The organism is Streptomyces sp. NPDC096311, from assembly GCF_044763085.1.
Lineage (GTDB): Bacteria > Actinomycetota > Actinomycetes > Streptomycetales > Streptomycetaceae > Streptomyces.
In genome coordinates, this window is sequence record NZ_JBIWFN010000009.1 from 1 (window position 1) to 24,544 (window position 24,544).

Annotated in this window: 18 protein-coding genes; 9 read left to right on the top strand and 9 right to left on the bottom strand. The window is 67.4% G+C overall.

From position 1 onward, the window contains the following. Positions 1-116: 116 nt before the first annotated feature. Entirely contained in the window at positions 117-1,625 is a 1,509-nt protein-coding gene (gene eccD / locus ACIRA5_RS23000) for a type VII secretion integral membrane protein EccD (RefSeq protein WP_403693857.1), read from the bottom strand. 410 nt (positions 1,626-2,035) lie between these two features. On the opposite strand from eccD, the gene eccCa reads away from it, so the two are divergent. From eccCa to ACIRA5_RS23035, 7 genes are all read left to right on the top strand, one after another. Beyond that, positions 2,036-5,995 (top strand): type VII secretion protein EccCa, encoded by a 3,960-nt coding sequence (gene eccCa, locus ACIRA5_RS23005; protein WP_403693356.1) that lies wholly within the window; start codon positions 2,036-2,038, stop codon positions 5,993-5,995. Positions 5,996-6,126: 131 nt separating this feature from the next. Beyond that, positions 6,127-6,576, top strand: a complete 450-nt coding sequence (locus tag ACIRA5_RS23010; protein ID WP_403693358.1) for a hypothetical protein — start codon at positions 6,127-6,129, stop codon at positions 6,574-6,576. A 71-nt stretch (positions 6,577-6,647) separates the two neighbouring features. Continuing rightward, positions 6,648-8,645, top strand: coding sequence for a hypothetical protein (locus tag ACIRA5_RS23015; RefSeq protein ID WP_403693359.1), 1,998 nt, complete (start codon positions 6,648-6,650; stop codon positions 8,643-8,645). 296 nt (positions 8,646-8,941) lie between these two features. Next, positions 8,942-9,256 carry a hypothetical protein gene (locus ACIRA5_RS23020; protein ID WP_403693361.1) on the top strand — a complete coding sequence of 105 codons (315 nt, stop codon included), beginning with the start codon at positions 8,942-8,944 and terminating at the stop codon, positions 9,254-9,256. 314 nt (positions 9,257-9,570) lie between these two features. Continuing rightward, entirely contained in the window at positions 9,571-10,089 is a 519-nt protein-coding gene (locus ACIRA5_RS23025; RefSeq protein ID WP_075031312.1) for a hypothetical protein, read from the top strand. Beyond that, positions 10,089-12,341: a hypothetical protein gene (locus ACIRA5_RS23030; protein WP_403693363.1), complete on the top strand. Its 2,253-nt coding sequence runs from the start codon at positions 10,089-10,091 to the stop codon at positions 12,339-12,341. The genes ACIRA5_RS23025 and ACIRA5_RS23030 overlap by 1 nt, the downstream gene beginning before the upstream one ends. A gap of 145 nt (positions 12,342-12,486) precedes the next feature. Further along, on the top strand, positions 12,487-12,966 hold the full coding sequence (locus ACIRA5_RS23035; protein ID WP_403693365.1) for a hypothetical protein: 480 nt from the start codon (positions 12,487-12,489) through the stop codon (positions 12,964-12,966). An 84-nt stretch (positions 12,967-13,050) separates the two neighbouring features. Here the strand turns inward: ACIRA5_RS23035 and ACIRA5_RS23040 are convergent, their stop codons facing one another. The 8 genes from ACIRA5_RS23040 to eccB form a co-directional block, all read right to left on the bottom strand. After that, positions 13,051-13,353, bottom strand: a complete 303-nt coding sequence (locus ACIRA5_RS23040) for a WXG100 family type VII secretion target (RefSeq protein WP_075031309.1) — start codon at positions 13,351-13,353, stop codon at positions 13,051-13,053. A 66-nt stretch (positions 13,354-13,419) separates the two neighbouring features. Continuing rightward, positions 13,420-13,761 (bottom strand): WXG100 family type VII secretion target, encoded by a 342-nt coding sequence (locus ACIRA5_RS23045; RefSeq protein WP_075031308.1) that lies wholly within the window; start codon positions 13,759-13,761, stop codon positions 13,420-13,422. Between the two features lie 109 nt (positions 13,762-13,870). Next, a complete protein-coding gene (locus ACIRA5_RS23050; RefSeq protein WP_403693366.1) occupies positions 13,871-15,076 on the bottom strand; it encodes a S8 family serine peptidase in 1,206 nt (401 codons plus the stop codon). A gap of 93 nt (positions 15,077-15,169) precedes the next feature. Beyond that, positions 15,170-16,981: a WXG100 family type VII secretion target gene (locus ACIRA5_RS23055; RefSeq protein WP_403693368.1), complete on the bottom strand. Its 1,812-nt coding sequence runs from the start codon at positions 16,979-16,981 to the stop codon at positions 15,170-15,172. After that, a complete protein-coding gene (locus tag ACIRA5_RS23060) occupies positions 16,981-17,451 on the bottom strand; it encodes a hypothetical protein (RefSeq protein WP_403693369.1) in 471 nt (156 codons plus the stop codon). Before ACIRA5_RS23060 ends, ACIRA5_RS23055 begins: the two co-directional genes overlap by 1 nt. 298 nt (positions 17,452-17,749) lie before the next feature. Next, on the bottom strand, positions 17,750-19,180 hold the full coding sequence (locus tag ACIRA5_RS23065; protein ID WP_403693371.1) for a PQQ-binding-like beta-propeller repeat protein: 1,431 nt from the start codon (positions 19,178-19,180) through the stop codon (positions 17,750-17,752). A 147-nt stretch (positions 19,181-19,327) separates the two neighbouring features. Continuing rightward, positions 19,328-20,542: a type VII secretion-associated serine protease mycosin gene (gene mycP, locus ACIRA5_RS23070; protein ID WP_403693373.1), complete on the bottom strand. Its 1,215-nt coding sequence runs from the start codon at positions 20,540-20,542 to the stop codon at positions 19,328-19,330. Positions 20,543-20,595: 53 nt separating this feature from the next. Continuing rightward, positions 20,596-22,125: a type VII secretion protein EccB gene (gene eccB / locus ACIRA5_RS23075; protein WP_403693375.1), complete on the bottom strand. Its 1,530-nt coding sequence runs from the start codon at positions 22,123-22,125 to the stop codon at positions 20,596-20,598. Between the two features lie 197 nt (positions 22,126-22,322). Between eccB and eccE the strand changes: the two genes are divergently transcribed. Then, positions 22,323-23,651: a type VII secretion protein EccE gene (gene eccE / locus ACIRA5_RS23080; protein ID WP_403693376.1), complete on the top strand. Its 1,329-nt coding sequence runs from the start codon at positions 22,323-22,325 to the stop codon at positions 23,649-23,651. A gap of 5 nt (positions 23,652-23,656) precedes the next feature. After that, a complete protein-coding gene (locus ACIRA5_RS23085) occupies positions 23,657-24,523 on the top strand; it encodes a hypothetical protein (RefSeq protein WP_403693378.1) in 867 nt (288 codons plus the stop codon). Positions 24,524-24,544: the final 21 nt, after the last annotated feature.

Consider the following 24,544-nt stretch of genomic DNA (forward strand, 5'->3'; position numbering starts at 1 on the left):
GCGCCGCGCCCCCGGCGGGGGGGGGGGGGGGGGGGGGGGGGGGGGGGGGGGGGGGGTGGGGGGGGGGGGGGGGGGGGGGGGCCCCCCCCCCCCCCTCCCCGTTCTCGGCTCGGTGATCAGCTGGTCATGGACCGGGCCGCGCCGTACACGTCGAAGACCGCGAGGGCCAGCGGAATCAGGGTGAGCAGTACGAAGCCTTCGGCGACTTCCAGGAAGCGGCCCCAGAACGGGGTGAGGCCGCCGCGCGGCAGGATCAGGCCGAGTGCGGTGACCAGCGCTGCCGCCGCCCCGATCGCCGCGACGAGCCAGATCGTGCGGATGTCGAGGTCCGCACGGTCGCCGGTGAGGGCGTCGCGCATCAGAGCGTGCGGCGGGTTGAGCGCCAGACCGAGGCCGAGCAGGACGAGAGCACCGAGGCCCGCGGCCAGGACGGGCGCGACCTGCGTGGTGTAGCGGAAGAGGTGGGCGCGCATCAGCATGGCGACGCCGGTGGCGAAGGCGAGCAGCTGTCCCCAGACGTTGTCGGAGAAGCCGAGCACCACCGAGGCGCCGACGGCGAGCAGCGCGCAGCCGCCCACGAGCCCGACGAGGAGTTCGTGGCCGCGGCGGGCCTGCGCCTCGATGCGTTCGGCGTCGACCGGCTCCGGCGGGGCGGGATCGGCGGAGTACGCGCTGCGCGGAGCGGCGTTCGGCGGGTCGAAGCCGATCGGCAGGCGGGCGAAGCGCATGGACATGCCCGGCAGGAACGCCAGTGCCCCCACGGCGACGGGCGCGCACAGCGCGGCGATCTCGGTGGGTGTCCAGTGCACGAGCAGTGCCACGAACACCACGACCAGGGCGACGGCAGAGGCGAACACGAAGGCGACGAACGGGCCGTCACCGCGCCGCGAGCACAGGGTGAGCACCACCGAGGCCACCAGCACCGCGGCGCAGGCGAGCAGGAACTGCAGCTTGCCGATGCCCTCACCGCCCGCCAGTGAAAGCAGCCCGGAGCCCGCCACGCCCACGTTCGGGAGCGCGCCGAGTCCCAGCGCGACGGCGGAGGCCCGGTCGTCGTAGATCCGTGCGCGGATCGCGGCGAGGACGACAAGAAGTACACCGGTGACGCCCGCGAGGATGCCGGGAAGGCTGTGCATGTCGTGGCGCGGATCGGCGGTCCAGGCGACGAAGGCGAGCAGCGTCGGCAGGACGCCGCCGCCGACGAGCCCCGCGGCGCGCGTCAGGTCGCCACTCCACAGGGTGCGTTCACGGGTGACCGCGGATGCGACCGCCTCTGACACGTCGTCGAAGACGGCGGGGGGCAGCGACTCGGAGAAAGGGCGCAGGGTGAGGAGTTCGCCGTCGAGAATCCGCTGCGCGGCGAAGGAGCGCGAGCTGTCGAGGACAGCGCCGTCGCGGCGTACGAGGTGGTAACCGACCGGAGCGCCCTGGGCGGGACTCTGCTGAGAAAGCCTGAGGATCTCCGGATAGATGTCGGCGACCGGGATGTCGTCGGGCAGCGCCACGTCGATCCGGCTGTCGGGCGCGACGATGGTGACCCGGCAGAAGCCGAGGCCCGTGTCTGCCCCGTGAGGGGCTCCGGGTCCCGGCCCTCCGGCTCCGGTGGTTGTCGCGGAGGCCGTCATGCTCACCTGCTGCTCCCCCTCAATGATGGTCCTGCGTCTGCGATCTCGGTCATGCTCGTGCGTCTGCGTCGGTTGCGCGGACGTGATGACGCCGCGGCTGCGGTGGTTCCGCGGCCACGATGTGAAGGTCCTGCGTCTCTTTGTCCGGACCACCCGGCCGACGGTGCGGCAAGGCGGCGGAAAGAGGTCCGTGCGGCCGGTTCTTGGGTTCCGCACACCACCACATCGCGCGGAATGCCCTGTTTTTCCGGCCTCGTTCGCGTGTGCTCACGCGAACATCCGGCACCCTACCGCCCACCCGTCCCCCATGAAGTCGGTAGTAAGTCAGTAGGATCACGCGGCGGCCTGCGTCCGCCTGACACGGGGCGGCGGGCGGAAGACCCTGGGGCCGGCAAGGGAATTGGTGAGCAGTGAGCCAAATCATCGTCAAGCGCCCACCTCGGGCGCTGCCGTCCGAAGTGCCCACGGAAGAGGTCGTCCTGCAGCCGCCGCCGGAGCTTCCGCGCGGGCACCAGGAGAGCGTCCTCATGCAGTTGCTGCCGACGCTCGGCATGGGCGGCTCGGTGGTCTTCTTCTTCACGAACGGGCAACCGTTCATGAAGATCATGGGCATGGTGATGATCGCGTCGACGGTGGCCATGTCCGTCGCGATGATCGTCCGCTTCCGTCGCGGCTCCCAGGGCCAGCTCGCGGACATGCGCCGCGACTATCTGAGCTATCTGTCGCAGACCCGACGCACGGCCCTGGACACGGGGAAGGCGCAGCGCGACGCCCAGTACTACCTGCACCCTTCTCCCGAGCAGTTGTGGGCGCTGGTCGCCGAGGGCAGCCGGGTGTGGGAACGGCGGCCTGGGGACGAGGACTTCGCCCAGGTGCGCATCGGCCTCGGTCCGCAGTCGCTGGCCACCCCGCTGGTCTCCCCCGAGACAGGTCCGGTCGACCAGCTGGAGCCGCTGACCGCGGGCGCGATGCAGCGTTTCGTGGCCACCCACGGCGTCCTGGACGCGCTGCCGATGGCCGTCTCGCTGCGCGCCTTCTACCACGTCACGGTCAGCGGCGATCCGCAGTCCGTACGTGCCTCCGCGCGTGCTCTGGCCGGTTCGCTGGCCTCGCTGCACTCGCCCGAGGACCTGGTGATCGTGGTCGCGGCCGGGCGTGAGGAGCTCTCGCACTGGGAGTGGGCCAAGTGGCTGCCGCACGTGCAGCTCCCCGACACGGCGGACGGCGCGGGCAGCCGCCGGCTGATCGGCAGCGACTCTCGCGAGCTGGAACAACTGCTGGTCACCCGGCTGACGGGGCGCCCACGCTTCCACCCGAACGCCACCCCGCTCCCGGACGAACCGCACATCGTCGTCGTACTCGATGGCCTGTCGCTACCACCGGACTCCGTCCTGGCCGCCCCCGAGGGACTGCAGGGGGTGACGGTCGTCGAGGTCGTCCCCGAGGACTTGTCCGGAGCCCGCGGTGACCTCTCCATCGTCGTGCAGCCGCACGCGCTGCACCTGGAGTCCGGGCACGGCATCGTCTACGAGGGCACACCGGACGCCCTCTCGTACGAGTCCGCGGAGGCGCTGGCGCGGCAGCTGGCGCCGCTGCGCATGGCCTCGGGCGGGGACGACGACGAACCGCTGCTCGCGAACCTGGAGTTCACGGATCTGCTGAACCTCGGAGACGCGGCCTCGGTGGACACCAAGCGCACCTGGCGGGCGCGTTCGCTCGCCGAGCGGCTGCGCGTGCCGATCGGTGTCGGCGAGGACGGGCGGCCCGTGATGCTGGACCTCAAGGAGGCCGCGCAGGAGGGCATGGGCCCGCACGGGCTGTGCGTGGGCGCGACGGGTTCGGGCAAGTCGGAGCTGCTGCGCACGCTGGTGCTGGGTCTGGCGGTGACGCACTCGTCGGAGACGCTGAACTTCGTCCTCGCGGACTTCAAGGGTGGTGCCACCTTCGCCGGGATGGCGCAGATGCCGCACGTGGCCGCCGTCATCACCAACCTGGCGGACGACCTGACGCTGGTCGACCGCATGGGCGACTCCATCCGCGGTGAGCTCAACCGCCGCCAGGAGATGCTGCGCGACGCGGGCAACTACGCGAACATCCACGACTACGAGAAGGCGCGGGCGGCCGGGGCGCCGCTCCAGCCGATCCCGTCCCTCGTCCTGGTGATCGACGAGTTCAGCGAGCTGCTGACCGCCAAGCCGGACTTCATCGAGATGTTCGTGCAGATCGGCCGCATCGGCCGTTCGCTGGGCGTGCATCTGCTGCTGGCCTCGCAGCGCTTGGAGGAGGGCCGCCTCCGCGGTCTGGAGACGTACCTCTCGTACCGGATCGGCCTGCGGACGTTCTCCGCCGCCGAGTCGCGTGCGGCGCTGGGCGTCCCCGACGCCTACGAACTGCCGAACGTGCCCGGTTCCGGCTTCCTGAAGTTCGGCACGGACGAGATGGTGCGTTTCAAGGCGGCGTACGTCTCCGGGGTGTACCGCACGGGTCCGACCCGGTCCGCGCTCGGTGGCGCGCTGCCGGTGGACCGGCGGCCGGTGCTGTTCACCGCGGCGGAGGTGCCGGTGCGGTACGCCGCCGTGCCCCAGCAGCGTGAGGAGACGTCGGAGACGGACGACGCCCTGGCCGACACGGTGCTCGATGTGATCGTGCGCCGTCTGGAGGCGCAGGGGCCGGCGGCCCACCAGGTGTGGCTGCCGCCGCTGGACAGCCCGCCGTCACTGGACGGGCTGCTCCCGGGACTGGCCGCGGTGCAGGGGCGCGGGCTCACTCAGCCCGGCTACGAGGGGGCGGGACGGCTCGTCGTGCCCGTCGGTCTCGTCGACAAGCCGTACGAGCAGCGCCGCGACCCGCTGTGGGTCGACTTCTCGGGCGCGGCCGGCCATATGCAGATCGTCGGCGGTCCGCAGTCCGGCAAGTCGACGCTGCTGCGCAGCCTGATCGCCTCGTTCGCCCTCACCCACACCCCGCACGAGGTGCAGTTCTACGGCCTCGACTTCGGCGGTGGCGGCATGTCGGCCGTGGCCGGACTGCCGCACGTCGGCGGGGTGGCCTCGCGCCTCGACCCGGAGAAGGTGCGGCGTACGGTCGCCGAGGTGTACGGCGTCATGACGCGCCGCGAGGAGTACTTCCGCTCCTCCGGCATCTCGTCGATCGCCGAGTTCCGCACGAAGCGGGCGCGCGGCCAGATCTCCCTGACCGACCAGCCGTGGGGTGATGTCTTCCTGGTCATCGACGGCTGGGGGAACTTCCGCGCGGACTACGAGGCCGTGGAGGGCGTCGTCCTGGACATCGCCGCACGGGGTCTCGGCTACGGCATCCACCTCGTCCTGACCGCGTCCAGGTCGATGGAGGTCCGGGCGAACCTCAAGGACCACCTGATGAACCGCCTGGAGCTGCGCCTCGGCGACACGATGGACTCGGAGCTGGACCGCAAGGTGGCCGTGAACGTCCCCACGGGCGTGCCCGGCCGCGGCCAGGCGCCGGGGAAGCTGCACTTCATGGGTGCCGTTCCGCGCATCGACGGTCTGACGTCGGACACGGACCTCGCCGACGCGACAGCGGCGCTGGCGACGGAGGTGTCCCGCCACTGGCAGGCGCCCGGCGCCCCCGAAGTCCGGCTGCTGCCCCGCGAGTTCCCGGCGCTGCAGCTGCCTCCGGGTGACCACTCCCCGCAGCGCGGCGTGGCCTTCGCCCTCGACGAGGACAACCTCGAACCCGTCTTCGTCGACTTCGAGCAGGACCCGTTCTTCCTCGTTTTCGGAGAGAGCGAGTCGGGCAAGTCGAACCTGCTGCGCCTGCTGATCAAGCAGCTGACCGAGCGGTACTCGGGCGACGACTGCAAGCTGTTCGTGGTCGACAACCGGCGCTCACTGCTGGACGTCACCCCGTCCACGCACCTCGCCGAGTACATCCCCATGTCCAATGCCATGGACCACCACATGAGCGCGCTGGCGGAGCTGATGCAACGCCGGACACCCACGGCAGACGTGACCGCACAGCAGCTGCGGGAGCGGAGCTGGTGGCGCGGCCCGACGGTGTACGTCGTGGTCGACGACTACGACCTCGTGTCCACGTCGAGCGGGAACCCGCTGGGCGGTCTGACGGAACTGCTCCCGTTCGCACGGGATGTGGGCGTGCGGTTCATCATCGCCCGGTCGACCGCCGGTGCGGGGCGCGCCGCGTACGAGCCGTTCATGCAGCGGATGAGGGAACTGGGTGCGCAGGGTGTGGTGCTCGCCGGTGATCCGGGCGAGGGAGACATCCTGGGCGGAGTGCGGCCTCGGGCGATGCCCGCGGGGCGGGGCGTCTTTGTCTCTCGTAGGCGGGGAAAGCCCTTGGTTCAGACCGGGTTGATGAGTGTGGAGTACTGATGAAGCACACGCGAAAGTCTTCGCACTCGACAGCTCTGACGCGACAGATCTGCTCCATTGGTACGTTGAAGTAGCCCGGCGGCCGTCGGTCCGACGGCCGCGCTCACGGGAACAACGGGGAGGATTCAGACGTGGCTTGGGACGAATGGGAGCAGCTGAAGAACCAGGCAGCGCACAAGCAATCCGCGCGCATGCAACTCAATCAGTTGCCGGCCGACGGTGGCGGTGGCAGCACCCCGCAAGGTGATCTGACCGTTGACCAAAAGGATCTCGCCGCGATCGGCGACCGGGCATTCAAGCTGTGGGAAGACTTGGGCCGGTATGGGCGTGACGCCTGGTCCAGCAGCCAGACAGCGGCGTCGGATCTCAAGACCCAGGGCTTCACACTGGGTGGGGCAGTCGACCGCGTGCAGAGCCGCTGGGAAGAACAACTGACGTCGCTCCTCGACGCGTGTGCCCATATCTCCAACCATATGGACTTCACGAAGAAGGCCCATCAGGGCGACGAGTACTACATCGCCGGCCAGGTCAGCAGCATCTCCACTCTCGACAAGGGCTTCGACGGTGGGAAGGGGCACTGATGGATCTGGATACGCTCCGTTGTGGGAACTTCGCGTCGCTCGGTACTGCCATAGATGACTGGACTCGGGTTGTGGGGAACCTGGAGACCCTTGAGAAGAACGCCCGTGAAGGACTCAAAGGCCTGGCGGACAAGGCCAATTGGGTCGGCGTGAACGCCACTGTCTCGCGCGAGTTCATCACCAAGACGGCGGGCGAGTTCACTGACGCCCACACCGAGGCCAGCACCATCCGTAACATCCTCAAGGACACTCACGAGGAGCTCGTCAGCTACCACGAGCAACTCAACGAGGCGATATCGCGCGGGCTCAAGAAGAACCTCACGGTGATGGACACCGGCAACGGCTCCTTCACCGTCACGATGAACATCCATCCCGATCGTGCGGCCAAGGGAACCACGGTCCCTGATCACAGCGAACAGGATGTGACCGAGCTGCGCGATGACGTCCAGCGCATTCTCGGCAGAGCCACGCACAGCGACGAGACCGCGTCGGAGGCGCTTCGCGCAATCGTCGAGCAAGCCGAGTACGGGTTCTCCGGCGCCTCGTACGGTGACCGGGATTCGGCGACCAAGGCCCTGGAGGACGCCGAGAAGTACGCGAATCTCATCAAGAACAAGGGAGATTCGATGTCTCCCCAGGAGTTTGATGAACTCAACCGGAATCTCGCCGGCTACAAGAACGACCCGCTCTTTCAGGAGAAGTTCGCCACCACCCTCGGCCCGAAGGGGACATTGGATTTCTGGGCCGACCTCTCCGATCCCTCGGACGGCGGCGATCTGCAGCGGGCACGCCTCGATCAACTCGGCGACTTCCAAAAGAATCTCAGCCTCACTCTCGCAGGAGCGACACAGTCGGATTCCCCCGCGATGCGGAACTGGGAGAACGACATGGTCCAGCTGGGTGACGATCCCATCAAGACCCGTGGAACACGGGTCTACGGTTTCCAGCTGATGAGCAACCTCATGCGAGTCGGGGATTACAACGACGCGTTCTTGAACAAGTACGGTGACGCCCTGGTGTCGACCGAGAAGAAGATGAAGCTGCCGGACCACTACTGGAACGGTGGCGTGGGCGGACCTGCCATGCCCAAGATGAACTTCATGGGCGACGAGTTCGGCCGGGATCCGATGACCGGATTCATGACAGCTCTCTCGAACAGCCCCGACGCTGCCACCGACTTCTTCAACAGCACTGATCCCCAGGACAACGCCGAGTGGGTCCTCAAGGATCGCCCCACCTTCGACGACACCCCCCTGAACAGCGACGATGCAAACCAGTCGCGTGACGCGACAGGGAATGCTCTCGTCGCCGCGGCCACGGGCGTCAATCCCAACGACCCCCACGCCGTTCCCGTGGAGCACACGGCCGAGAACCGGCACGTCCTCGATCGCTCTCTGCAGATCATCTCGGGTGTGGGCGACGACTTCGCTCCCGAGATGCGCGATGACATGGCCAAAGTGCTGGTGAACTATGGCGACGAGGTCAATCACACCGCAAGTTCCCTCGCGGATGATCACGGCGACCCGAGACAGCTCGATCGCCATCAGTTGTTGGAAGTGACGAAGCAGGTGTCACGCGATCAGAACGCCTACGGAATACTCAACGACGGCCTGAACCGGGAGATGGTGCGCGACATCTACACGGACCATCCGAGCGACCCGAAGGAAACGCTGCTCCGGGCAGGCCACACCGTCGGCTTCCTCGAAGAGGCCCGCTATCAGGCGCTGAAGACGGACAAGCACGACCCTTCATGGGACGCCAAGTGGCTGTATCACGGCTTCGGTGGTGCCGCGAACTTCATCCCGGTGGTCGGTGATGCCGCGCAGCGAGGCGTCGACGCCCTCGCCTACCAATGGCAATTGGACGAGCAAGCACGCATCAACGAGGAGACCGCCCGGCAGAACGGCGAAGTCTTCACCGCGCGGGAGAACCAACTGCAGAAGCTGGCCGACCTGTGGATGGACGCCAACCCGAACCACGGCAACAACAGGTACACGATTACATCCGAGATCAACGGCGCCGCCTTCGACGGCAATGGCCGTGCTCAGGGACTGGCAGGTGATCAGTGAACAACGGTACTTCTCCGCTTCCGGGTCGGCCCGCGGTGCGTACGGCGGTACGTACCGCGCTGCGTACGGGAGGATCTCAGCGCTGTACGCGAAGTGTCTCCGCCGCTGTTGCTGCTGCGAGCGTGATCCTTCTGACGGCGACAGCTTGTTCGGAGTCTCGCGACTACGCGGTCCCGGACAAGGCATGCGGTGTGACCGTCGACTCCGACTCTCTGTCTCCCCTCCTTCCGAACGGGAAGAAACTCACCGAGAAGTCGTACGACGCCGGCCCGGAGAGTCCACGGTGCCGTCTGCTGGTGGACCAGAAGCTGGTCGTCTATCTTTCGGGAGATGTCGTTGCCGGCGACACCGATCCCATCAAGGTCCAGGATCGGGCACTCGTACGCCTGGGGAGTCCCGCCGCTGCCGACATCGGCGACGACGCCGTGATCGCCGACCGTGGAGCAATGGCGGTCGCCGACTGCACCTACAAGGGAAAGCAGCAAAAGTTCGCCGTGCTGGTTCAGCTGCAGAAGAACGTTCCTGAGAAGGTTTCGGAACGGCGCGATGCCCTCCGCTCCTTCCTCCGTTCTTATTTCCCGAAGGCCATGGAGAAGCAGGGCTGCCAGTAACACCACGCGGTACGCGTTGGCCTCCGGACGTCGTCAACCCGTCCGGAGCGGGGTCGAGCGACGCCCTCGACTGCCCCGCGTCGACTTCGTCCCGGCCGACCCGGCAGAAGCCCGCAGCGCACAAGCGAAGGGCATGAGCCCGGTCACCGTCGCCCTCCAGAGACATGCGCCATGTTGTGGAGATCATGGTGAGCTATTTAGACTTCCTTGACTCAAGCTCACGGATCCGGCCAGTTTGTAGTTCGACGGATTCGAGGTAGCGGTCCCGTCCGGAGGACGGGCTTCACGGGGACACGGGGAAGTGATCCAAAGGCATGGCGTGGGACGAGTGGGAACAGCTGAAGTCACAGGCGGCGGAACGCCAGTCGGCACAGATGCAGCTGAACCAGGTGGAGCCCGGCGCGGGCGGCGGGGGCAACACCGCGGATCCCAGTCAGTACGGCGATCTCACAGTGCGCGAGGGTGATCTGGCGAAGATCGGCGACCACGCGTTCACGCTGTACAACGACCTGTGGAGCAAGGGACGCAGGGCGGTCCCCAGCAGCGACAAGGCGGCCGGAAACCTCTCCACACAAGGCTTCGCGCTGGGTGGCGGACTCCAGCACGTGTCGACCCGCTGGGACGAACAGCTGTCGTCCCTCAGGGACGCGTGCGCGCACATCTCGAACCACATGCAGGTCACCAAGAAGCTGCACGCGGGCGACGACCACTACATCCGGCGGCAGATGAGCAGCATCGACGTGCTGGACGCAGGCTTCGACGAGCGTGTGGGTGACCCCGGCAAGAAGAACCCGGTGTACGGCGACTCGGGTGAGAAGAAGGACAAGAACTGATGGACCTCGAAGCCCTTCGATTCGCCGACTTCGCACTCCTCGACGACGCCGTGGAGGACTGGACGACGATGATCCGTGACCTCGACGACCTGAAGGAGTCCGCCGACAAGGGCCTCAGGGGCGCGGCCAACAAGGCTAACTGGGCGGGCGTCAACGCCACCGTCTCCAAGGAGTTCATCGGCAAGACGTCCGGCGAGTTCGCGGATGCCCACACCCAGGCGACATCCATCCGCAACATCCTGAGGGACACGCTCGGCGAGCTGAAGGACTATCGGAAGAAGCTCAACGCGGCCATAGACCGAGGCCTGAAGAAGAACTTGACGGTGGTGTCCACCACGGGTGGCGCATTCACGGTCACGATGAACATCCACCCGGACCGGGCCGCGAAGGGGACGACCGTTCCCGAACACGACGCGAGTGATGTCACCGCCCTGCGGGACGAGGTCCAGAAGATCCTCAATGCCGCGACGGAGAGCGACAACTCGGCCAATACGGTGCTGCAGGCCCTCGTCGACCAGAGCCGGCTCGGCTTCTCCGACTCCAGCTATGCGGACCGGGACTCGGCGGCTGACGCCGTCAAGGAAGCCGATGAACTCGCCAAGCTGGCACGGAAGGATCCGAAGGACCTCACCGTCGAGGAGTTCGACAGGCTCAATGCCGGCCTGAAGAAGTACGCGAACGACGACCTGTTCGCGGAGCGCTTCGCCACCAGACTCGGCGCCAAGGGGACGCTCGAGTTCTGGACGAAGCTCACCGAGCCGACCACGAACCCTGAGCTGTACCGTGCGAGGCGCGAGCAACTCGACGATCTGCAGCAGCACATCGGCCTCACCCTCGCCACCGCCACCCAGAGCGACACCGCGGCCATGACGGAGTGGAAGCGCCAGATGGTGGACCTCGGCGACAAGCCCGTCGGCAGGGGTGGTGGGTTCCCGTTCGGCGTCCAGGTCATGAGCAATTTCATGCGCTGGGGCGACTACGACGACCAGTTTCTTGGCGACTACGGCAAGAAACTGATGGACACGGAGCGGAAGCTGACGCAGAACGGTCAGCACGTCGCCTGGCAGCAGATGGGCTTCGACCCGGACCTCAACCGTACGGGGACCGACGGCGGCTACGACCCGATGACCGGCTATCTGAAAGCACTGTCGAACAGCCCCGACGCGGCCACCGAGTTCTTCAACGACCAGTTCATCGGCAAGGACGAGGACCACAAGAAGGCCCTGTCCAACTTCGACTACCTCTTCGAGGAGCGTGACTGGCCGCAGGACCAGGACGACAAGGGCGATGCCAGCAACACGGGCCGGAACAACCTGGCGCTGGCTCTGGAAGCCGCGACCACGGGGCATCCGGCGGGTGAGCTGCCGACGCTCGACACCCCTTCCCACAACCCGGAGCAGACAAAGCTGATGGAGAGCCTCGTCGCCTCCATTTCCGACGACAACGAGCGCGTCACCAAGCATGGGTTCATGGGCGACAGCATCGGGCAGATCGCGTCGGAGTACCTTCCGGACCTCAACCGAGCCATGACCGATGACGGAGACGACGACACCGATCGACTCTTCCCGATCGCGGGCTCCGAGGCCGAGTTCAATCACCGGGACGTGACACGGTTCCTGTTCACCGTCGGACAGAATCCCGAAGGGTACGCAGCGGTCGAAGTGGGCCAGAAGGCCTACATGGCCAACCTGATGGAATATCACTTGAATCCCGATCTCCCCGAGGACCAGCGCTACGCCAAAGACCCGCAATTCGTGGTCGAGCAGATCGCGAAGGGGTCCGGTGAAGTCTCGGGAACCCTTGCACAAGGCCGCGCGGAAGTCGTCGCGGGTGAGGCCGATGAGAAGGACAAGGCCTACGAGCACTCGGTGGCTCAGTGGAAGAACGCGATCTCCGGAACCGTCGGCACCATCACCGGCGTCGGTACGACCTTCATCACCAGCCCCGCCGGAGGGGCGGCGGCCGGCGGAATCGCGGGCACCGCGACGAGCATGGTCCTGGAGGAACTCTTCAAGGACGCCGAGGGGAAGGCCAAGGACGATGCCGGCCCTGTGATGGGCGAGCACTGGGAGTCCGGCCTGGACAGCAACAGCAAGTACACCGAGAAGGCCGCCGAGGCCGCGGCGAAGAACAACAACCGGTCCGATCTCCCGGACGTCGGGGAATGGGCGCGCGATGGCGCGCAACGCGGATTCAACGCGTCCGGGACGAATGTCATCGCCATGGCACCGGACCTCAAGACGGATGTCTGACGTCGAGCCGTCGAGCCGTCAGACATCCGTCTCGGACCTCGAGCAACATTCACCCTGTCCAGAGAGGCATGCGACCTTGAAGTACTCTCGTCTCCGATTCTCACCGGCACCCAGGAGAGTCGCTTTCCTGGCGACGGCCGTCGCCATGGGAATCGCGCTGTCCGGCTGCTCGACAGAAGAGGTGCGGGAGTATGCGCTGCCAAAATCCCTGTGCGGCGTCTCCGTGAAATCCGACCTGGTATCGCCCTTCTTGCCGCCTGGAAAGAAAATTTCCACGCAACAAGAGTCGCCCAACGGTGGAACCGAGCGGTGCAAGATCAGCGTCGATGGCAAAGTCGCCATGATCGCGGGTCAGTTGTGGTGGGAGAAAGAGGGCACCCTCATGGACGTTGCTGCCGTGCATGCAGAGGTCACCCCCGGGACCGTGACGGACGACAAAAGGTATCTTTACTCAGGAACCGGTGCGGTCGGTAAAGCCGAAGGCTGCAGTGATTCGACCCATCCGGATCAGTATTTGTTCACCGTCATGCAGGTGTTCGCGCCCGATCTCGATGACGCCGCCACGATGAAGCGTCTGATCGTCGACTACACCAAGCAGATCCAGGAGAAGAACAAGTGCGTCTGATATGAGCTCCGATAGGGGTGAGGACGCACAACAGGGTGGGCACCTCCCGTGCGTGCCCACCCTGTCGACCCGTATCGACCTGTCCTACAGGTAGTAGCTGGCGGCCTTCTTGTCGCCGCCGTGGTAGTCGCCGCCGGCGCGGCCGACCACCTGCGCGATGGCCACCAGAGCCTGGTGGATGTCGCGCGCTTCCTTGTCCCACACGGCCTGCTGCTGCTTGTACATGTTGTGGGCTTCGCCTTCCCAGCCCGACGCCACGCTGGCGACCATCTTCTTGATCTCTTCCAGGTCCTGCTCAAGCTGCTTGGCCTGGTTACCGATTTCGGTGGCCGCGGCGTCAAGGGCCCCGTACTTGACTACGAGTTCATCGTGGCTGTTGCCGGCCATGCCTACTCCATTTCATTCGTGATGTCGTCTCACCGAGCCCGACCTGCGAGCTCGGACAAGTCGGACTCAGAACCCGCTGAGGCTCGACTTCGGGGCACCGTCAAACACGTTGATGCTCTGCACGGCCGAACGGACTTCGTCCTCCGTACCGTCCTTGATCTTCCGGGTGGCGGTCATCGCCTCCAGGAACTTGGTGAGGACGTTGCCGATCCGCACCAGGGACGTGTTGATCTCGTACTGCTTGGTGTTGAAGGCACCGGCACCGATGCCCTTCCACTGCCCGGACTCAAGGCTGTCGATGGTGCCCTGAAGGCGGTGAACCTGCCCCTTGATCGACTCGAACTTGATAAGGATGTCCTTTTCGAGCTTGACTACTTGGGCGTCTGATAGCCGCTGACCGTCTGCCATGACTGAGCTTCCCTTCCTGGACTGTCATTGCAACTTGCCGAGTTACGCATCGCCACAAGGTGGGAAGCGGAACCTGGCCTGAAAATTGGTCGAACCGTGCAGGGAGCCCTCAATTGCCGCGGCGCGCACGGAACACGGCGAAGCCGCCGCCTCCGATCACCACCACCGCCGCCGCTGCTCCGAGAACCACCCACAGCGTGTTGTCGCCGGACGACGTCGAGCTTGATCCTGCCGCTGAAGTCAGGCCACCTGAACTGGATTTCGGGGGCTGTGACGAGGTTGATGCGGAGGGCGAGGTACCGGTGCCTGCGGAGACGCCGGGTGTCTTCTTGTTGCTGACGGGATCGACGTCGGCGGGTCCGGGATCTCCCTTGCCCTTCAGGAGAACCTGCGCCGGCCGGATCGTTCCATAGCCGAGGTACCGGCTCGGGGTGCTCTTCGGCCAGTCCCGGCCGGCGGTGTCGATCATCACGCGGAGGACCTGGTTGGCAGTCCACTTGGGGTGGGCGGCCCAGATGAGAGCGGCGGCGCCGGAGGTGATGGCGGCTGCTTGACTGGTGCCATTGCTCTGCGCGCAGTAGGACTTCAAGGCCTTGTCACACCAGGTCGGTACGTCGACGCCAGGCGAGGCCAGATCCACATACGCGCCATCCTGCGAGAACTTGGCTACCTCGCCGTTTTCGTTGATCGCCGAGACTCCGACCACGCCGGGGTATTTGGCGGGATAGCCGATGTAGTTCTTGGCGATATCGGCAGCGTTACCCACAGCGGCAATGAGCAGCTTCCCCTTGCTCTGCGCGTACTGCACGGCTTCAAGTTCACCCTCGTCCTCGGAATACGTACCGAACGACATATTGATGATCTTTGCGTCGGAGTCGGCAGCGGCTCGGATGGCCTTCGCTGAGGTATCGCCCTGCTCCTCACCCTTCTTGCCGATTCCGAGGAGCACCGTGCGGATGGGGATGATCTTGGCTCCGGGTGCCACTCCCTTGAGCCCGCCACCACGGCCGGTCCCCGCGATCAGCTCGGCCATCGACGTGCCATGGCCGGCGTAGTCGTCCGTTTCGTCACCTGTGGTTCCCGTGGCGTCGACTCCAGGTAGCACCTGGCCCTTCAAGGAATGCGTGTCCGGGTTCACGCCCGTGTCGACCACCGCGACCGAAATACCCTTGCCTGTGCTGACTTTCCACAGCCCCTGGGCGTTCATCGCGTCCAAGTACCACTGCTGTGACTGGATGTCGTCGGCAGACGAGGCAGGGGCCAGCCCAACAGACATGACGGCCAAAGTACCGAGCGTCGCGCCCACGGTGGTCACATGTCTCCGGGCATGCCTCGCCCACAGCGCGGCGCGCGAACGGCGTACGCCAGTCCCTGACTTCATGCTTGTGTACGTCCTCGGTCGTTTCGGTCAGTCGGTCGCCGACGGCGTATCGCCCCGGCGCGCATCATCACGCGCACGCTTCTTGTCCTCGGCAGGGCGCTGTTGACGCTGCGTTCTCCCGCCGGCGGCACGATCGGGGCTGTGGGCCTCCGCAGAGCCGGACACCAGACCAGAGCCGCCAGACACGGCTCCGTTGCCCCTGGCGCCGGGCCGCCCCGCGGGCGCACCGACCACACCGTCCGCATTACCTGGAGAGCGGCGCTGAGACTGTCCCTGCCCCGTGCCCGGCACCGGGCTCTTCGCACCGATCACCCCGCGCTGCCCCGGCTTTTCACCCGTCGCACGAGCGCCGGTCGCACCCTCGCCACCGATGACCGTGCCACGCGGAACCCTGGCACCCGTCGCACGCGGGCCGGCTTCAGAAGCGGGCCTGCCACCGACCACGCCACCCGTACGCGCAGCACCCGTGGCTCCCGGGCCGGTCCGTGCCGCAGGCTGACCGGGCACGCCGCCGACTCGCCCGCCAGGCCCACCGCCGGTCCGTGAACTCGTCGTGCCCGCGTTTCTGGGCATGCCACCGGTGACGCCGCGCGCCATGGATGACCTGCCCGTCGCGGACGCGGGCCCACGGGCAGCCTGCTGGCCAACCGCCGAAGCGCGGCCCATCGGTCCCGCGGGACCGCGTCCCGTGCGGCCTCCGGCAGTGGTTCCCTCAGAGGCGGTGACCCGCCCTTGAGCCGATCCCGGTGTCCTGCCGCCCGCTCCTCCACCAAGTCCGACAGCGCGCCCGACCGGCCCTCCGAAGGCAGGAGGTACCGCGCCCGTCCCCAAGGGGGGGAGCGTTCCCCCAGAGGGTGCGCCAGGTCCCGTTGCCGTGGAAGGGGGGAACGTGGGCGCCGGCTTCGTGGTTTCCGGCGGCAGCGTACCCACGCTGTTGATCTCCGTACCGACAGTGGGGGGGCGATGCAGATCGACGTTCGTGTCCACGGCCGGATGCGTAGAGGGAAGACGGCCGTTCCCGGAATCGCTGTGGGACGCATGGCTGGCTTCGCTCGCAACGGCAACCGTTGGGTGGACTGAGCTCAGGTTGGAGTGATGCGTGGAACCATGGGTACCTCCGCTCGGTGCCTCGTACGCCGGCGGCATGCCCACATCCGGCATCGCCTCAAAAGCCGGCGGGGCCTGCTTCTCCAGGTTCGCCAGTTGGGACCCGGACACCGAGTAAAAGGAGGCGAGGCGATTCATCTGGTTGATCGCCTCTTGCCGGTCCTTCTCGACCTGGACCGCCTCGGCATACTGCTTGTTGCCTTCGAACTGCTGGAGTACCGGAAGCTGCCCCGGCTTCTTCTGGTCGAGGGCAGGGCGGGAGTCCCGGGGCGGCAGGGAGCTGCGCACGGATGCGAGCCCCGTCGCGGCAGCCGTGACCTGCACCCCGGCGCCATCGGCGTACGTGGCCAGGCCCTCGGTGTGCGTGGCGAGCTTCTCTCCCCACTTCTGGAACGCCTCGCCGGCCACGCCCTGCCAGTCCTCACCCGCGTGCTTGAGGTGACGCCTGAGCTCCACGGCGGCGTCGCTGATCGCCTTGCTCGCCTTCGCCAACGTCTCGCCGGCATGCTCCAGATCGGCGGGGTTCGCCTGATGGACCAGGTCGATCATGGCGTTGAGCTTGTGGTCCTCGAAGTCCGTGACCTTCCCGTACGTCAGCAGGCGGACGCGCCTGAATCCGAACGCGTCGTGCATCACGTTCGACACCCCGGACACCGCGTCGACCTGGCCGACCTGAGCGTCGACGCGCTGCTGGTCAGTGAGCTCCTTCGGCGCCTTGTCGTCCCCGCTCACTACTGGAGTCCCTTCGTGGACTTCTTGGCGTCGCTCAGCTTCTTCTCACCCTCGCCGGACTTCTCCTGCCGGGCTTCGCTGTACAGGCGGTCGGTCTCGACCTGGATCTCCCAGAAACGGCGTCGCTGGTCATCGTCGAGGTTGTCGAAACCGTTCTGCGCGCCCTGCGTCGCGATGCCCATGGCCTCGATCTGGAGACCCAGCGTCTTGGAGAGCTGCGTTATGTGCTCGTGAACCTGCTCGTACTGAGCGAACAGGGCGTCCGCCTCATGGAAAGGGGTGCCGTGCCCACTGAGGGAGGTCCGCGAGACGCGGTGCGCACCCACCTTGGAAGCGCTGCCCGCCGAGTCCTCGAACTCGGACAAGAGCTTGTCGATGCGCTGCTTGAACGTCATCAGCACGCCGGCGCCGACCTTCAGGTCCGCAGCTGTGCCGGGCGACGCCCCACCTGTCATGTCCGCAGGAAGCATGACGCCTTCCCTCCCCGTTTTGTCGCCCGCTCCGGGCGACTGCACCCCTCAAGCGTTCATATCCGCAACGACATCACTCTAGTCGCTTCCTATGACGGCCCCAACTGCTATATGCAACAGCTGTGCTACCGCCCAGCGAAGCTTCACCGCTTCTTCACCGCGCCCTCGCGCTCGCCTGGGCCCGTGCCGCCACTCGACACTACGTGGCCCACAGCGCGACGGACCTGAGTACTCCTACTCATTCGGCGTTGCTGTGTAGCCATTGCGAACTCACAAGAGACGGCTGCCGCCTGACGACCTATCCCGCGCTCCCCACCCCGAGGACCAGCCACTCCCAGACCTTCTCCTTGGCATTGGCCGGCCCGTTCGCCTGCTTCGCGCCGAAGAAGATCCGCCCGTTCTGCACGACGATGTCGTTCAGTTCCTGGTCTGTGAGCGTCCAGGCTTCGGAGGGCAGATCGAAGTAGAGGTACGGGGTCTCCTTGCCGGTCCGCGGGTTCAGGCTGACGAGCGCCATGGGCGCGATGTGATCGCTGCTCTCGCGGAGGGCGAGGAGCTGATCGCCGCTCATCCGCAGGGGATACAGCAGTTGGTCCTTGCCCGACTCGAACTTCTTGACCGTCTTCCCCGTCGCCAGATCGAATCCGATGATCCAGTTGGAGTTGTTCACGATGGTTCCATCGGGGTCCTCCCTGCTCATCAGGAAGACCTGGCCGTCTCCGACCACCATCGACGGGCAGTCGTCCACCGCCCCGTAGTCCACTTCATCGACACACTTGGCGACGTAGTGGCCACCTTCGACGCGAATCGTGGCGCGGTACTTGCCCTGTTCGTCGAGGGAGATCAGGTCGGTGATCTCGACGTCGCCGGCCGCCACGGCGAGGACGGCGGGTTCGGCGGACACCAGGTTGACGTCCTTGACGCCCTTGGCGACCTGGTACGTCCAACTCACCTTGCCTGTACGGGGGTCGACCTTCCGGATCCGATAGGTGGTGGTGGTGGTCTTCGCGTCGAAGCAGTCGGTCCGGACGAGCAGGGCGCGCCCGCCTGCCAGTCCCCTGTCCCTGCACCCATCAGCGGGGGTGTTCGTCCAGAGGCTCTTCCCCTGGTTCATGTCGTACGCCCCCGTGCCTCCGCCCCACGCCACGGCCACCGTCGCTCGCGACATGGTCACACTCGGAGTGACGTCCGCGGAGGCGGTCTGCTGCGTGGAGAACCGGGCCTCCCAGAGCTTCTTGCCCGTGTCGAGGCCGACGAAGGCCACACGGTCGCACACCGCGTCGCTGCCGGTACCGGACCGGAAGAGGACCGCCGTGCGGTCCCCCGCAGTCACATGACGCGTCGTGCCGCAGATCGGTCCGGCGAACCTGATGCTCCAGACCTCGTCGCCCGCGCGGGCATCCGCACCGATCTTGAAACCCACGAGGGTTCTGTTGATGCCTTTGGCAAGGATCTTGTCCGTCGCCCACATGCCCGGCATCGCGTACGACTCGCCGGCCTGCATGTCGTCGGCGGAGAACCTGAAGGCCATGCGTCCAGCTACCTTCGCGGGTCGCTTCTCGACCGTCTCCCTGATGTCCAGGGGACCTTGTTCCGCGGGGACCGCCTGCTTGGCGGCTGCCACGGCCGAGTCGTCGTCGTGCCAGAGGAGCCAACTGCCCACGCACAGCGCGACGATCAGGAGGGCTGCCACGCCACCGAACAGTTTCAGGCGGCGCTTCTTTTGCATGCCGTCCGCTGTCAGAGCGGACTGTGTGTACATGGAAGGAGGTGGGCCGAAGCTCACGCGGAAAGGTCCTTTCGATGACCGCGATACATGTCTGTCAAGTCAGCGACCAGGCAACGGAGATGTGGAGAACAGCCATGTGCCGGGCCGTCACTCCGCCCCCGCCACCCGCCGCTTCCTCCGCCGCGCGTCCCGCACCGCCACCGCCGTCCCGCTGAGCCCCGCCAGCAAAACCGCCGCCCCCACAGCCACATACGTAGCCAGTCGAGCGTTCCGTTCGTCCGGCGTTTCGCCCAGTTGCAGTTTTGCCGGGGTCGGGGCCTCGGCCTTCGAGAGGCCCTCGTGAGGGTCGGGGGACTCGATGGGATGGTCGTCCTCCGTCAGGGCGCGGACCGGGTCGACCACTCCCCAGCCGACCAGACGGTCATGGCCCGCCACCGAGCGTTCGGCGGTCTGTTCGATCTGGGCCACGATCTGCTGTTGGGTCCAGTCGTGGTGCTTCGCCTTGATCAGAGCGGCGACTCCGGCGACGTACGGGGCCGAGAAGCTGGTCCCGTTGTCGGAGCAGTGGCCGCCGTCGGGGACGGTGGAGATCATGTCCACGCCGGGGGCCGCCACGTCCACGAAGTCGCCGGACTGCGAGAAGGAGGCGCGTTCGTTGTTGCGGTCCGAGGCGGCGACCGCCAGGACGCCGGGGTACGAGGCCGGATAGGTGTCCTTGTCGTTGCCGCCCAGGCCGTCGTTGCCCGCCGAGGCCACGACCACGATGCCGGCGGCCAGCGCCTCGTCCACCGCCCGTTTCAGGTCCGGGGCCGGTTTCACCGCGTTCGAGGTGTCCTGGGAGATGTTGATGACGTTGGCCTTGGCCCGGATCGCGTCCCGGATGGCCGTGGCGAGCGTTTCCGCCGTGCCGTGGCCCTCGGCGTCGTTCTGCTGGATGGGGATGATCGTCGACTCGGGAGCCAGGCCCACGAATCCGGTGCCGGACAGGGGCCGGGCCGCGATGATGCCCGCCACGCGCGTGCCATGGCCGACGGTGTCCGTCGTGCCGTTCTCCTTGCCGCGTGCGATCGGGTCTCCGTTGTCGTCCTTCAGTTTCTTCGGGAGGAGGTTGAGACCGGCCGCCGTGTCCACGGCGTGAGTGAGCTGCGGGTTCTTCACATCCACACCCGTGTCGATCACAGCCACCCGTACGCCCTTGCCTTTTGACTGGCTCCACAGCTCGTCCAGCAGGACACGTTGCAGCGCCCAAGGGCGGCCCGCGTACTTCTTGTTCGGGAAGGTGCACTGGTCCGTGGAGGTGTCCGCCGCCGCGAGCGGTGCGAGGGCGACGCCGGCAGTGGAAGCGAGCAGCGTCGCGGCCATGACGACCGCGGTACGAAGAGGCCTTGCGGCCGGTGCGTACGACATGGCCCCCCTTACGAGCCCTGCGGCTGGCGTGCCGCCGAAGTCGACAGACGGGGGCCCGTGGGCAGGAACTTGGACCAGGCGGCAGGGATGGGCGCCGGGTCCACGTCGGAGTAGCCCAGGCTGATCTGGGCCAGATGGGCCTCCTGCTCGAGTTGCTTGCGCTCCTTGGCCGTGGTGCCGATGCCCGCGTCGTTCGAGGCGCTGTCGTCGTTGGACTGCATCGCATAGCGCAGTCCGGTGTCGGTGACCAGGAAGACACCGCCCGCCGAGGTCTCCTCGCCCTGGAACTGGCGGTAGAGCTGCCCGGAGCCAGGCGTGACGTACGCGCTGGAGGACCCGGTCGGGAGGGTGGCCGGGAAATCCGTCCCCGCCCAAGTGCTGAGCGTCGTCCCGCCCTTGCCCTTGTCGACGTCGCGCAGGACGTTGCAGACGGTGTTGCGGTGCCCGTCCGACGCGTCCGCCTCGTTGACGGGAACGGGCATGCGGCTCGGCCAGGTGTGGTCCGCGGCGAACCCGGCCGTACTGGGCACGAAGGCTCCGGCGCTGACGTCGAGAGCCGTGCCGGCCTGGCCGAGGCCGACCAGGTCGCTGCTGTTCAGAAGCAGCTTGGCGGTGAAGTCCGAGACAGGAGCCACCTTGCCCTGCTCGACGAGGTAGTACTGCTCGGTCGCGCCGTTGGGCGCCTTGAGCACCATGCCGACCTTGTTCGCTTCGGCGGACAGGCTGCCCTGGACACCGGCGGCGGTGCCGATCTGCCCCTCGACCTTCGGGAAGGTGATGGGGTCGCCCGGGTGCAGGGTCTCCAGCCACTCCTTGGACACCCGCTGTGGTTCGCGGCCGGAGCCGACCAGCGTGCGCAGCAGCAACTCGTCGTTCTTGTCGACCTCGTACGACGTTCCGCTCGCGTCGACGATGTAGCGGGTCTTGTCCGGGCCCGCGACGTACAGCAGTTCGCCGCCCCCCAGCTTCTGCTTGCTGCCTTCGGTCTTGCCCATGTCGCGTGCGGCCAGGACGAACGCGGCCTTCTGGATGGACCTGCCGCCCGCGCTCGGGCGTTCGCAGACGGCCCAGCGCTTCGCGGAGCCCGCCTCGGACGCGGCGGGAAGCCGGTCGGGGGCGTAGGGGATGCCGATGGTGACCCCGCGCGGGATGGTGCCCCTGTCGAGGATGGACTCGTCGACGGTGACGACGTCACCCTTGCCCGTCTTGAGCAGGAGCTTCGCGGACGCCATGTTGAGGACCGGGTGCAGTTGGACCTTGCCGTCGGTCTTGAGGACCACGTAACGGGTGGTGGACTTGCTGGCGATGATCACCTTCTCGCCGACGGCGTTCCAGCCTTGCGGCGCGGTCGGTTTGAACATCCCCCACGCCCCGAACGCGGCCATGATGATCACGCCGACGAGAGTGCCCGGCAGCACGGCACGCAACGGGCGCGGCGCCCCTTCCTCCGAACCGTCGGGAGACGACTGGACGAAGGACGCGAGCATGCGCCGCTTCGCGAAGGTGTAGGCGTTGAGCTGGTCCCGCCGAGATGCCATGTGTGCCTGTTTCTCCCCGTGTATCGCCTGGCGACGCTGGGGGGTACACCGTCCCCCGCCCTCCGTTGTCAGACCGGCCCCCTACTATGCCTGGTAAGGGATCGGTCTTGTGGAGCGGGTAGGGTATCGGGGCCTTCAAGGGCCCTGTGTGGTGGCGTTGTTCCCATGAGTTGTGAGGAAAACGGGGGGATGCAGTGATGGCTTCCGGAACGCGGTTCCGGTCGCGTGACCGGTCGCGGGAGCAGGGCTCCTCGGCACCCCGGTCGCAGCGGTCCGCGCCGCCCGCGCGGGCGCAGGGACAGACGGGGGCGCTGCATCTCAAGGTGCGTCCCGGGCAGTCGGGGTCGTTCCGGTTGCAACGGATCGTTCTGTTGGAAATCGCCGCCGCCGCGCTGCTCGTCGGGTGGATCGTCGGTCCGTTCGCGCTGATGCCGGCCGCTGTCGTCGCGGTCGCACTCGTCCTCCTCGCCTTCGTGCGACGCCGGGGCCGCTCGTTGCCCGAATGGCTCGCCACGGCACGGGCGTTGCGGGCGCGGCAGCGCCGCGCCGCGAGTACGCCGATACCGCCCGGGACGGAGCCCGGTCTCGCCCCGGCCGTGGAGTGCGATCCGGGCCTGCGGACCTCCGCGTACAGCGCACGGGACCGACGGCCCGTCGGCGTGATCGGGGACGGTACGTTCGTGACCGCCGTCCTTCAGGTGGAGGCCGACGCGACCGCGCTGCGCGCCGAGCGGAGCCGGCAGCCGCTCCCCCTGAGGCTGGTGCGGGACACGCTGGACGTGGACGACATCCATCTGGAGTCGGCGCAGATCGTGCTGCACACGCAGCCCGCGCCCGCGCTGCACCTGCCACAGCAGTCCGTGGCCGTCAGCAACTACGCGCCGCTCCAGGAGCAGACCGGTGCACCCGCCGTGCGCATCACCTGGATCGCGTTGAAGCTCGATCCGGAGCTGTGCCCGGAGGCGGTGGCCGCACGCGGGGGTGGACTCGTCGGCGCGCAGAAGTGCGTCGTGCGCGCCGCGGACCACCTCGCAAGTCGGCTCACGGGGGCGGGTTTTCGTACCACGGTGCTCAATGAGGAGGAGTTGACGGCCGCGGTGGCGACCTCGGCGTGTGCCAACCCTCTGGTGACGGCCGAGGCGGGACGCACCGACCTGCCCGCGCGGCGGACCGAGGAGTCCGGCCGCAGCTGGCGCTGCGACAACCGCAGACACACGACGTACTGGGTGCGGCGCTGGCCCCAACTGGGCGGTGGCGGCGGGCCCTCCCTGCCCCAACTCGTCGCGCTGCTCACGGCCGTGCCCGCACTGGCCACCACCTTCAGCCTGACGCTGCGGCGCGGAGAGCGCCAAGAGGTGTCGCTGTGCGGGCACATGCGCGTGACCGGCCGCAGCGACGACGAACTGGTCGCGGCGCGCCGCTCGTTGGAGCACGCCGCCCGCCAGGCCGGCACGGGGCTGGCCCGGCTCGATCGCGAGCAGCTGCCCGGTGTGCTCGCCACGCTGCCTCTCGGGGGTGTTCGCTGATGGCCATGACCACAGGTGGAGCCACCGCCTCGGGGGCGTACGGGAACGGGAATCCGGGTGGGTTCGGGGCCTCGGGCCCGTACGGCGCTTCGGGGGATCCGGGAGCTCGTGGAGCTTCGGGCGCCGGATCGGCCGGCTCCCCCGGCCCGGTCCCGGAGCCGGGGCGTGGGCGTCTGCGCAGCGGGTTCGGGCTGCTCGGGCCTCGGCACGGACGGCACTCGCTGTCCGTGGAGCAGATCGACTCGCTCGCGCTGCCCATCGGGGACGACGGGGTCGTCATCGGGGTGGACGCCGAGGGGCAGCCCGCCGTGCTGGGCCTCAACCGGCCGACGGCGTACGACGTCGTCCTGATCGGCGGTCTCTGGACCGCGCAGGTGCTCGCGCTGCGAGCGGCGGCCACCGGGGCGCGCGTGGCCGTGGAGACGGGGCGCGCGCCGGCCTGGATGCAGATGGTGCACGCCATGGGCGGCGGGCAGAACGGCATGAGCGTGCACGACGTGGGGCGGGTACCGCCGCAGGGCTCCTCGGCCGGCAACCCGGTGCTGGTGGTGCGTGACTGCGGGATGCGGCCACCGCGCGGGCGTGTGGTCTCCGGCCCCTGGCAGTCGGTGCTGACGCTGCTGCCGTATCTCAGCCCGGTGGCTCCCCGGTTGCTGCGGCAGGCGCGGCTCGTCGGCGTGCAGCGTGTCTCGCCGGACGAAGCCGCCGAAATCGGGCGGGCGTTGACGCTGCCCCGAGGCGATGTGGACTCACTGCCCACGCTCGCCGACGGGGTCACGCTCTGGTGCGCCGACCGCGACCGGCAGTACGTGATGACTCAGCCCACGGACGCCGAGACCGGATTGTTCGGTACGCCGCGCAGGATGGACTGACCGAGCGTCCTCGGGCATCGC

Excerpts from the sequence above, each read along its gene's own strand:
- eccB (WP_403693375.1), bottom strand. The coding sequence starts at position 22,125 with ATGGCATCTCGGCGGGACCAGCTCAACGCCTACACCTTCGCGAAGCGG.
- ACIRA5_RS23045 (WP_075031308.1), bottom strand. The coding sequence starts at position 13,761 with ATGGCAGACGGTCAGCGGCTATCAGACGCCCAAGTAGTCAAGCTCGAA.
- eccD (WP_403693857.1), bottom strand. The coding sequence starts at position 1,625 with ATGACGGCCTCCGCGACAACCACCGGAGCCGGAGGGCCGGGACCCGGA.
- ACIRA5_RS23065 (WP_403693371.1), bottom strand. The coding sequence starts at position 19,180 with ATGCAAAAGAAGCGCCGCCTGAAACTGTTCGGTGGCGTGGCAGCCCTC.
- mycP (WP_403693373.1), bottom strand. The coding sequence starts at position 20,542 with ATGGCCGCGACGCTGCTCGCTTCCACTGCCGGCGTCGCCCTCGCACCG.
- ACIRA5_RS23085 (WP_403693378.1), top strand. The coding sequence starts at position 23,657 with ATGACCACAGGTGGAGCCACCGCCTCGGGGGCGTACGGGAACGGGAAT.
- ACIRA5_RS23060 (WP_403693369.1), bottom strand. The coding sequence starts at position 17,451 with ATGCTTCCTGCGGACATGACAGGTGGGGCGTCGCCCGGCACAGCTGCG.
- ACIRA5_RS23040 (WP_075031309.1), bottom strand. The coding sequence starts at position 13,353 with ATGGCCGGCAACAGCCACGATGAACTCGTAGTCAAGTACGGGGCCCTT.
- ACIRA5_RS23030 (WP_403693363.1), top strand. The coding sequence starts at position 10,089 with ATGGACCTCGAAGCCCTTCGATTCGCCGACTTCGCACTCCTCGACGAC.
- ACIRA5_RS23035 (WP_403693365.1), top strand. The coding sequence starts at position 12,487 with ATGGGAATCGCGCTGTCCGGCTGCTCGACAGAAGAGGTGCGGGAGTAT.
- ACIRA5_RS23025 (WP_075031312.1), top strand. The coding sequence starts at position 9,571 with ATGGCGTGGGACGAGTGGGAACAGCTGAAGTCACAGGCGGCGGAACGC.
- eccE (WP_403693376.1), top strand. The coding sequence starts at position 22,323 with ATGGCTTCCGGAACGCGGTTCCGGTCGCGTGACCGGTCGCGGGAGCAG.